Below are 316 nucleotides of genomic sequence, written 5' to 3' on the forward strand. Positions count from 1 at the left end.
GGTACGTATCGATATACAACCGAGTACCAAGAAAGAGAAAAACAAAGAGACTCAGCCTTTTAGGTTTGGGTTTCTTTTATTTTATAAAGAAATGGGGTGTTAAAGTGAGTTCTTTTACATTTAACAATGAACGTAAAAAATATGTCCAAATTGAAAAAGGATGGAAAAGACCTACTTGGGCACCGTTGAAACGAAATTTTCTCAACGTTCCAGGATATCCAGGCGCAAGATTGTTAAATACACAAACAGAAATGCGCGTTTTATCTATTCCGGTAGGAATTATAGTGCCTGATGGATCTAACTTAGAAAAGCTGAA

1 protein-coding gene is annotated in these 316 nt (G+C 35.8%); it reads left to right on the plus strand.

Annotation, left to right across the window (positions count from 1 at the left end; all coding sequences use genetic code 11):
- Positions 1–104 precede the first annotated feature (104 nt).
- A partial coding sequence (locus JDS92_RS30205; protein WP_307838345.1) for a distal tail protein Dit occupies positions 105–316 on the plus strand: 212 nt, incomplete at its 3' end.

Origin of the sequence: Bacillus cereus group sp. N12 (assembly GCF_016483575.1) — a bacterium.
GTDB lineage: Bacteria > Bacillota > Bacilli > Bacillales > Bacillaceae_G > Bacillus_A > Bacillus_A toyonensis.